Genomic DNA, 770 nt, shown 5'->3' with positions numbered 1-770 from the left:
GGAGGGGATGCGGGGCAAGAGCCTGCTGCACCGCGGCTCGCTGACCCTCGAGGAGCGCTATTACGGCAACGCCCGCAGCTTCTCCGACGCCCAGCTGCGCGACGTGCTGCCCGGCTTCCGCGAGGAATGGACCCACACCGACGTCACCGCTTCGGTGTACGCACAGTCGAAGGGCTGGGACCCGGTGGCGCGCATGCAGCACATCGACCTGTTCACCTGGCTGCGCGGCGACATCCTGGTCAAGGCGGACAAGATGACGATGGCCAACTCGCTGGAGCTGCGGGTGCCGTTCCTGGATCCCGAGGTGTTCGCCGTCGCCTCGCGGCTGCCCGTCGAGGCCAAGATCACCCGCACCACCACCAAGTACGCGCTGCGGCGGGCGCTTGAGCCCATCGTTCCCGCGCACGTGCTGCACCGGCCCAAGCTCGGGTTCCCGGTGCCGATCCGGCATTGGTTGCGCGCGGGCGAATTGCTGGACTGGGCCTACGGGTTGGTGGCGTCCTCGCAGGCCGGTCACCTCGTCGACCTGCCGGCCGTAGGGCGCATGCTCGACGAGCACCGCAACGGCGTCAGCGATCACAGCCGCCGGCTGTGGACGCTGCTGATCTTCATGCTCTGGCACGCGATCTTCGTCGAACACAGCGTGGTGCCGCAGATCAGCGAGCCGGTCTACCCCGTCCAGCTCTGAGGGTTCTGCCCCCGCCGCATCCCCTCCAGCTCTGAGGCCGTCGGCTTTACGAAGAGCGTGCGATGAGGGCTTCGAGCGTGCG

General features: G+C 68.3%; 1 protein-coding gene. It reads left to right on the top strand.

The window, feature by feature from the left end:
* Positions 1–688 (top strand): asparagine synthetase B (locus A5701_RS21010; RefSeq protein ID WP_197505025.1); only part of this gene is annotated, 688 nt, incomplete at its 5' end.
* Between the last annotated feature and the right edge of the window lie 82 nt (positions 689–770).

This window comes from Mycobacterium sp. E3305 (genome assembly GCF_001666785.1).
In the GTDB taxonomy this organism is placed as follows: domain Bacteria; phylum Actinomycetota; class Actinomycetes; order Mycobacteriales; family Mycobacteriaceae; genus Mycobacterium.
Note: the sequence above shows the minus strand (reverse complement) of the source record. Positions and strands in the feature narration are given on the sequence as shown.